Source organism: Brucella sp. IR068 (genome assembly GCF_049065885.1).
Taxonomy (GTDB): Bacteria; Pseudomonadota; Alphaproteobacteria; order Rhizobiales; family Rhizobiaceae; genus Brucella; species Brucella intermedia.
In genome coordinates this window covers 187,578-194,246 of the sequence record NZ_JBAKHE010000009.1, presented here as the reverse complement: position 1 = coordinate 194,246, position 6,669 = coordinate 187,578, and the positions used below count along the sequence as shown (strand labels likewise).

Genomic DNA, 6,669 nt, shown 5'->3' with positions numbered 1-6,669 from the left:
CACGGAAATGGTCATGCCTGGCGATAACGTCGCCATGGACGTGCAGCTGATCGTGCCGATCGCCATGGAAGAGAAGCTCCGCTTCGCTATCCGTGAAGGCGGCCGCACCGTCGGTGCAGGCATCGTCTCCTCGATCATCGAGTAATGAAGGTTTGTGCAGGAACGCTCGCTCAAGAGCGGGCGTTTCCGCGTAACAAGGAACAGATGAAATGAACGGTCAAAACATCCGCATTCGCCTGAAGGCGTTTGATCATCGGATCCTTGACGCTTCGACGCGGGAAATCGTGTCGACTGCCAAGCGTACCGGTGCAAATGTGCGCGGACCGATCCCGCTTCCAACACGGATCGAGAAGTTCACGGTTAACCGGTCGCCGCACATCGACAAGAAGAGCCGCGAGCAGTTCGAGATGCGCACGCACAAGCGTCTTCTCGATATCGTTGACCCGACCCCGCAGACGGTGGACGCGCTGATGAAGCTCGATCTGTCCGCCGGTGTCGATGTCGAGATCAAGCTTTAATCGGCTTGAGGACGGAAGGAACGAACCCGATGCGTTCAGGTGTTATTGCACAGAAGCTGGGCATGACCCGCGTCTATAACGACGCCGGCGAGCATGTGCCGGTGACGGTTCTCCGCATGGAGAATTGCCACGTGGTAGCTCAGCGTACAGTTGAAAAGAACGGTTACACGGCTGTTCAGCTTGGCGTTGGTATCGCCAAAGTAAAGAACACGTCCAAGGCTATGCGCGGTCATTTCGCGAAGGCCGAGGTCGAGCCTAAGGCGAAGGTCGCGGAATTCCGCGTTTCGCCGGATAACCTCCTCGAAGTCGGCGCTGAAATCACCGCCGAACACTTCGTCGCCGGCCAGAAGGTCGATGTGACGGGTACTTCGATCGGTAAGGGCTTTGCCGGTGTTATGAAGCGTCATAACTTCGGTGGCCATCGTGCTTCGCACGGTAACTCCATTACCCACCGCGCTCACGGCTCGACCGGTCAGCGTCAGGACCCGGGTAAGGTGTTCAAGGGCAAGAAGATGGCTGGTCACATGGGCCAGACCCGCGTAACCACGCAGAATATTGAAGTTGTCTCGACGGACAGCGATCGCGGCCTGATCCTGGTTCGCGGTGCGGTTCCGGGCTCCAAGGGTGCCTGGATCATCGTACGCGACGCGGTAAAGGTTTCGCTGCCTGAGAACGCGCCGAAGCCGGCCGCTCTGCGTGCAGGTGCCGCGAAGGCTGAAGCTGTCGCGACTGAGGGAGCCGAATAATGGATCTCACGATTACCACTCTTGAAGGCAAGGATGCCGGCAAGGTCAAGCTGAACGAAGAAATCTTCGGCCTGGACCCGCGTGACGACATTCTTCAGCGCGTCGTGCGCTGGCAGCTGGCTCGCCGCCAGCAGGGCTCCCATAAGGCTCAGGGCCGTGGCGACGTAAGCCGCACCGGCGCCAAGATGTACAAGCAGAAGGGTACGGGCCGCGCTCGTCACCATTCGGCTCGCGCACCGCAGTTCCGCGGCGGTGGTCAGGCTCACGGACCGGTTGTCCGTTCGCACGATCACGATCTGCCGAAGAAGGTTCGCGCTCTTGGCCTGCGTCATGCCCTGTCTGCAAAGGCAAAGGCATCTGACCTGATCATTATCGATGATCTGGCTGCCACGGAAGCCAAGACGAAGCAGCTTGTTTCACAGTTCGCCAAGCTCGGTCTCGAAAACGCACTCCTCATCGGCGGTGCAGAGATCGATGCGAACTTCCAGCGCGCGGCTTCGAACATCCCGAACATCGACGTTCTGCCAGTGCAGGGCATCAATGTTTACGACATCCTTCGCCGTGGCAAGCTCGTTCTTTCCAAGGCGGCTGTCGAAGCCCTCGAGGAGCGTTTCAAATGACTGATCTTCGCCATTACGACGTGATCGTCAGCCCGGTTATCACTGAGAAGTCCACCATGGTTTCCGAACACAACCAGGTTGTCTTCAACGTAGCCCGCAAGGCAACGAAGCCGGAAATCAAGGCTGCAGTCGAAGCGCTGTTCGGCGTCAAGGTTACCGCAGTCAACACTGCAGTGCGCAAGGGTAAGGTCAAGCGTTTCCGCGGCCTTATCGGGCGCCAGAGCGACGTCAAGAAAGCGATCGTTACTTTGGCCGAAGGCCAGAGCATCGACGTTTCGACCGGTCTCTGAGAGGCCATGGAGTAAGAGACAATGGCACTCAAGCATTTTAATCCGATCACGCCAGGCCAGCGTCAGCTGGTCATCGTGGACCGTTCGGAACTCTACAAGGGCAAGCCGGTCAAGTCCCTGACCGAAGGTCTGTCCAAGAAGGGTGGCCGTAACAACACCGGTCGTATCACTGTCCGCTTTCAGGGCGGCGGTCACAAGCGTTCGTACCGTTTCATCGACTTCAAGCGCCGCAAGCTTGACGTTGTCGGCACCGTAGAACGCCTGGAATACGATCCGAACCGCACCGCGTTCATCGCGCTGATCCGTTATGAAGACGGTGAACTGGCATACATCCTGGCTCCGCAGCGTCTTGCTGTTGGCGACAAGGTTATTGCCGGCAACTCCGTCGACGTGAAGCCGGGCAACGCAATGCCGCTCGCTTCCATGCCGGTTGGCACGATCATCCACAACGTCGAGCTGAAGCCGGGCAAGGGCGGTCAGATCGCTCGTTCGGCTGGCACCTACGCACAGCTCGTCGGTCGCGATCAGGGCATGGCCATTCTGCGCCTCAATTCCGGTGAACAGCGTCTGGTTCCAGGTGCCTGCTTTGCTTCGGTCGGTGCAGTATCCAACCCGGACCACGGCAACATCAACGACGGTAAGGCCGGTCGTTCGGTATGGCGTGGCAAGCGTCCGCACGTTCGCGGCGTTGCAATGAACCCGGTCGATCACCCGCATGGTGGTGGTGAAGGTCGTACCTCGGGTGGTCGTCACCCTGTCACTCCGTGGGGCAAGCCTACGAAGGGCAAGAAGACGCGCTCGAACAAGGCGACCGACAAGTTCATCATGCGTTCGCGCCATCAGCGCAAGAAGTAAGAGAGGTAGTCTGAAGTGGCTCGTTCAGTTTGGAAAGGTCCGTTTGTCGACGGCTATCTTCTCAAGAAGGCTGAGAAGGTACGCGAAGGCGGTCGTAATGAAGTTATCAAGATGTGGAGCCGCCGCTCCACCATCCTGCCGCAGTTTGTCGGCCTGACTTTCGGCGTTTACAACGGCAACAAGCATGTGCCGGTGTCGGTTTCGGAAGAAATGGTCGGACACAAGTTCGGTGAATTCGCGCCTACGCGTACCTATTACGGTCACGGCGCGGACAAGAAGTCGAAGAGGAAGTAACGATGGGCAAGGCTAAAGCTCCCCGTCAGCTCAAGGACAACGAAGCGCAAGCTGTTGCCCGCACGCTGCGCGTCAGCCCGCAGAAGCTGAACCTTGTTGCGAGCATGATCCGCGGCAAGAAGGTGAATGCGGCACTTGCCGATCTGACGTTCTCGCGCAAGCGGATCGCCGATACGGTCAAGAAGACGCTTCAGTCCGCAATTGCGAACGCTGAAAACAACCATGACCTCGACGTCGATGCTCTGATCGTCGCCGAAGCTTATGTCGGCAAGTCGATCGTCATGAAGCGCTTCCATGTCCGCGGACGTGGCCGTGCAAGCCGGATCGAGAAGCCGTTTTCGCATCTCACCATTGTTGTCCGCGAAGTCGCGGAAAAAGGGGAGGCCGCATAATGGGTCAGAAGATTAATCCGATCGGTCTTCGTCTCGGCATTAACCGCACCTGGGATTCGCGTTGGTACGCGAATACCGGTGAGTACGGCAAGCTGCTGCATGAAGATGTCAAGATCCGCGAATTCCTCACCGAGGAACTCAAGCAGGCCGCGATCTCCAAGATCGTTATCGAGCGTCCGCACAAGAAGTGCCGCGTGACGATCCATTCGGCTCGTCCGGGCATCATCATCGGCAAGAAGGGTGCAGACATCGAGAAGCTCCGCAAGAAGCTTTCCGAGATGACCAATGCCGATACGTCGCTCAATATCGTTGAAGTTCGCAAGCCGGAAATCGACGCTACGCTGATCGCCCAGTCGATCGCTCAGCAGCTCGAACGCCGTGTGGCATTCCGTCGCGCCATGAAGCGTGCCGTTCAGTCGGCAATGCGTCTTGGAGCCGAAGGTATCCGTATCAACTGCTCGGGTCGTCTGGGTGGCGCGGAAATCGCTCGCATGGAATGGTACCGTGAAGGTCGCGTTCCGCTTCATACGCTGCGCGCCGATATTGACTACGGCACGGCAGAAGCGAAGACCGCTTATGGTATCTGCGGCGTGAAGGTCTGGGTCTTCAAGGGCGAAATCCTTGAACACGATCCGATGGCTTCCGAGCGTCGTGCGGTCGAGGGTGACAATCAGGGTTCCTCGTCGAACCGCCGCCGCGAAAACGCTTAAAAAGCGGGCCGCGGGCGAGAAATTTGGAGTAGAGAACAATGATGCAGCCTAAGCGCACCAAGTTCCGCAAGCAGTTCAAGGGCCGTATTCACGGCAACTCGAAAGGCGGCACGGATCTGAATTTCGGTGCATTCGGTTTGAAGGCCGTTGAGCCGGAACGCGTCACTGCACGTCAGATCGAAGCGGCCCGCCGCGCGATCACCCGTCACATGAAGCGTGCCGGTCGCGTGTGGATCCGCATCTTCCCGGACCTGCCGGTAACTTCGAAGCCTACTGAAGTCCGTATGGGTAAAGGTAAGGGTTCGGTTGACTACTGGGCATGCCGTGTGGCACCAGGTCGCGTGATGTTTGAGCTTGACGGCGTACCCGAAGATGTGGCACGCGAAGCCCTCAGACTCGGCGCCGCAAAGTTGCCGATCAAGACGCGCTTTATCCAGCGCATTGCTGAATAAGAGAGAGGCAACTATGAAAGCCGCAGACGTTCGGGCGAAGAGCCTCGATCAACTGAATGACGAGCTGGGCACCCTGAAGAAAGAGCAGTTCAACCTGCGCTTTCAGAAGGCCACCGGCCAGCTCGAAAAAACCGCGCGCGTGAAGCAGGTTCGCCGCGACATCGCGCGTATCAAGACTATTGCCCGCCAGAAGGCGGCCGCAAGCAAGGCATAAGGAAGAATATAATGCCTAAACGCGTTCTGCAGGGCGTTGTCGTCAGCGACAAGAATGACAAGACTGTTGTGGTCAAGGTTGAGCGCCGCTATTCGCATCCGCTCCTCCAGAAGACCGTGCGTCAGTCTAAGAAATACAAGGCGCATGACGAAAACAACCAGTTCAAGGTCGGCGATTTCGTTTCCATCCAGGAATCGGCTCCGATCTCGAAGGACAAACGCTGGGTCGTTCTGACGAACGAAGCAGCAGGCTAAATTATAAACACGCAGCTTAGGTAGGGCAGGAGCCCTTAACCAGCTGAGAGGAAAGAAGGCGGCCAGTCATGATTCAGATGCAAACAAACCTCGACGTGGCGGATAATTCCGGCGCACGTCGTGTCATGTGCATCAAGGTGCTGGGCGGCTCGAAGCGGCGTTACGCTTCCGTTGGCGACATCATTGTGGTGTCGATCAAGGAAGCTATTCCGCGCGGCCGCGTCAAAAAGGGTGACGTGATGAAGGCGGTTGTTGTACGCACCGCCAAGGACATCCGTCGTCCGGACGGCAGCGTTATTCGTTTCGATAACAATGCAGCCGTTCTCATCGATAACAAGAAAGAGCCAATCGGCACGCGTATCTTCGGACCGGTTCCGCGCGAACTCCGCGCAAAGAACCACATGAAGATCATCTCGCTGGCTCCGGAAGTTCTGTAAGGAAGCAAGACGATGCAGAAGATTCGCAAAGGCGACAGCGTTGTCGTGCTGTCCGGTAAGGACAAGGGCCGTAAGGGCGAAGTTCTCAAGGTTATGCCGAAGGATGAGCAGGCGCTCGTTCGCGGTATCAACATTGTAAAGCGCCATCAGCGTCAGACCCAGACCCAGGAAGCCGGCATTATCTCCAAGGAAGCGCCGATCCACCTGTCCAACCTGGCAATTGCTGACCCCAAGGACGGCAAGCCGACTCGCGTCGGTTTCCGCGTCGAGGACGGCAAGAAGGTTCGTGTCGCAAAACGTTCTGGAGCGCTGATCGATGGCTGAAGCTAAGGCACTTCCCCGCTTCAAGAAGCTTTACAATGAAAACATTCGTAAGGCTCTGCTTGAAGAATTCAAATACGACAACGAGATGCAGATTCCGCGCATCACCAAGGTTGTCCTCAACATGGGCGTTGGCGAAGCCACTGGCGATTCCAAGAAGCCTGCGGTTGCTGCTGAAGACCTCAGCCAGATCGCCGGCCAGAAGGCCGTCGTGACCCGCGCCCGTAACTCGATCGCAACGTTCAAGTTGCGTGAGGGCATGCCGATCGGCACGAAGGTTACCCTTCGCCAGGACCGCATGTACGAATTCCTTGATCGTCTTGTCACGATCGCTCTTCCTCGCGTCCGCGACTTCCGCGGCCTGAACCCGAAGAGCTTTGACGGCCGCGGCAACTATGCCATGGGCATCAAGGAGCACATCGTGTTTCCGGAAATCAACTACGATAAGGTTGATCAGATCTGGGGCATGGACATCATCGTTTGCACGACCGCCAAGACGGATGATGAAGCGCGCGCTCTTCTGCGTGCATTCAACTTCCCCTTCCGGCAGTAACGGCAAGCGTAGC

General features: G+C 57.6%; 15 protein-coding genes. All 15 read left to right on the top strand.

What is annotated here, in order from left to right:
• Positions 1–145: elongation factor Tu (locus ACOWVS_RS16480; protein ID WP_420973129.1), on the top strand; the 145-nt coding region annotated here is incomplete at its 5' end.
• A gap of 64 nt (positions 146–209) precedes the next feature.
• Positions 210–518 (top strand): 30S ribosomal protein S10, encoded by a 309-nt coding sequence (rpsJ, locus tag ACOWVS_RS16475; protein WP_002964363.1) that lies wholly within the window; start codon positions 210–212, stop codon positions 516–518.
• A 29-nt stretch (positions 519–547) separates the two neighbouring features.
• Complete coding sequence (gene rplC / locus ACOWVS_RS16470; RefSeq protein WP_006471643.1) at positions 548–1,264, top strand: 50S ribosomal protein L3; 717 nt, start codon at positions 548–550, stop codon at positions 1,262–1,264.
• Positions 1,264–1,884: a 50S ribosomal protein L4 gene (gene rplD / locus ACOWVS_RS16465; RefSeq protein WP_006467029.1), complete on the top strand. Its 621-nt coding sequence runs from the start codon at positions 1,264–1,266 to the stop codon at positions 1,882–1,884. The genes rplC and rplD overlap by 1 nt, the downstream gene beginning before the upstream one ends.
• Positions 1,881–2,174, top strand: a complete 294-nt coding sequence (locus tag ACOWVS_RS16460) for a 50S ribosomal protein L23 (RefSeq protein ID WP_006467028.1) — start codon at positions 1,881–1,883, stop codon at positions 2,172–2,174. The genes rplD and ACOWVS_RS16460 overlap by 4 nt, the downstream gene beginning before the upstream one ends.
• 21 nt (positions 2,175–2,195) lie before the next feature.
• On the top strand, positions 2,196–3,029 hold the full coding sequence (gene rplB, locus ACOWVS_RS16455) for a 50S ribosomal protein L2 (protein ID WP_006467027.1): 834 nt from the start codon (positions 2,196–2,198) through the stop codon (positions 3,027–3,029).
• Between the two features lie 15 nt (positions 3,030–3,044).
• The gene (rpsS, locus tag ACOWVS_RS16450; protein WP_006467026.1) at positions 3,045–3,323 is read left to right on the top strand and encodes a 30S ribosomal protein S19; all 279 of its coding nucleotides are present in this window, start codon (positions 3,045–3,047) and stop codon (positions 3,321–3,323) included.
• A gap of 2 nt (positions 3,324–3,325) precedes the next feature.
• A complete protein-coding gene (gene rplV / locus ACOWVS_RS16445; protein WP_006467025.1) occupies positions 3,326–3,715 on the top strand; it encodes a 50S ribosomal protein L22 in 390 nt (129 codons plus the stop codon).
• Complete coding sequence (rpsC, locus tag ACOWVS_RS16440; RefSeq protein WP_006467024.1) at positions 3,715–4,425, top strand: 30S ribosomal protein S3; 711 nt, start codon at positions 3,715–3,717, stop codon at positions 4,423–4,425. The genes rplV and rpsC overlap by 1 nt, the downstream gene beginning before the upstream one ends.
• Positions 4,426–4,463: 38 nt before the next feature.
• Positions 4,464–4,877: a 50S ribosomal protein L16 gene (rplP, locus tag ACOWVS_RS16435; RefSeq protein ID WP_006467023.1), complete on the top strand. Its 414-nt coding sequence runs from the start codon at positions 4,464–4,466 to the stop codon at positions 4,875–4,877.
• A gap of 13 nt (positions 4,878–4,890) precedes the next feature.
• Positions 4,891–5,091 carry a 50S ribosomal protein L29 gene (rpmC, locus tag ACOWVS_RS16430; protein ID WP_006467022.1) on the top strand — a complete coding sequence of 67 codons (201 nt, stop codon included), beginning with the start codon at positions 4,891–4,893 and terminating at the stop codon, positions 5,089–5,091.
• Positions 5,092–5,102: 11 nt separating this feature from the next.
• A complete protein-coding gene (gene rpsQ, locus ACOWVS_RS16425) occupies positions 5,103–5,345 on the top strand; it encodes a 30S ribosomal protein S17 (RefSeq protein WP_006467021.1) in 243 nt (80 codons plus the stop codon).
• 68 nt (positions 5,346–5,413) lie between these two features.
• The gene (rplN, locus tag ACOWVS_RS16420) at positions 5,414–5,782 is read left to right on the top strand and encodes a 50S ribosomal protein L14 (RefSeq protein ID WP_004683923.1); all 369 of its coding nucleotides are present in this window, start codon (positions 5,414–5,416) and stop codon (positions 5,780–5,782) included.
• A gap of 12 nt (positions 5,783–5,794) precedes the next feature.
• Entirely contained in the window at positions 5,795–6,106 is a 312-nt protein-coding gene (gene rplX / locus ACOWVS_RS16415; RefSeq protein WP_006467020.1) for a 50S ribosomal protein L24, read from the top strand.
• Positions 6,099–6,656, top strand: coding sequence for a 50S ribosomal protein L5 (rplE, locus tag ACOWVS_RS16410; protein WP_006467019.1), 558 nt, complete (start codon positions 6,099–6,101; stop codon positions 6,654–6,656). Before rplX ends, rplE begins: the two co-directional genes overlap by 8 nt.
• Positions 6,657–6,669: the final 13 nt, after the last annotated feature.

Coding starts and splice junctions, on each gene's coding strand:
- rplE (WP_006467019.1), top strand. CDS start 6,099: ATGGCTGAAGCTAAGGCACTTCCCCGCTTCAAGAAGCTTTACAATGAA.
- rplX (WP_006467020.1), top strand. CDS start 5,795: ATGCAGAAGATTCGCAAAGGCGACAGCGTTGTCGTGCTGTCCGGTAAG.
- rplP (WP_006467023.1), top strand. CDS start 4,464: ATGATGCAGCCTAAGCGCACCAAGTTCCGCAAGCAGTTCAAGGGCCGT.
- rplV (WP_006467025.1), top strand. CDS start 3,326: ATGGGCAAGGCTAAAGCTCCCCGTCAGCTCAAGGACAACGAAGCGCAA.
- rplD (WP_006467029.1), top strand. CDS start 1,264: ATGGATCTCACGATTACCACTCTTGAAGGCAAGGATGCCGGCAAGGTC.
- rpsJ (WP_002964363.1), top strand. CDS start 210: ATGAACGGTCAAAACATCCGCATTCGCCTGAAGGCGTTTGATCATCGG.
- rplN (WP_004683923.1), top strand. CDS start 5,414: ATGATTCAGATGCAAACAAACCTCGACGTGGCGGATAATTCCGGCGCA.
- rpmC (WP_006467022.1), top strand. CDS start 4,891: ATGAAAGCCGCAGACGTTCGGGCGAAGAGCCTCGATCAACTGAATGAC.
- rpsQ (WP_006467021.1), top strand. CDS start 5,103: ATGCCTAAACGCGTTCTGCAGGGCGTTGTCGTCAGCGACAAGAATGAC.
- rplB (WP_006467027.1), top strand. CDS start 2,196: ATGGCACTCAAGCATTTTAATCCGATCACGCCAGGCCAGCGTCAGCTG.
- ACOWVS_RS16460 (WP_006467028.1), top strand. CDS start 1,881: ATGACTGATCTTCGCCATTACGACGTGATCGTCAGCCCGGTTATCACT.
- rplC (WP_006471643.1), top strand. CDS start 548: ATGCGTTCAGGTGTTATTGCACAGAAGCTGGGCATGACCCGCGTCTAT.
- rpsC (WP_006467024.1), top strand. CDS start 3,715: ATGGGTCAGAAGATTAATCCGATCGGTCTTCGTCTCGGCATTAACCGC.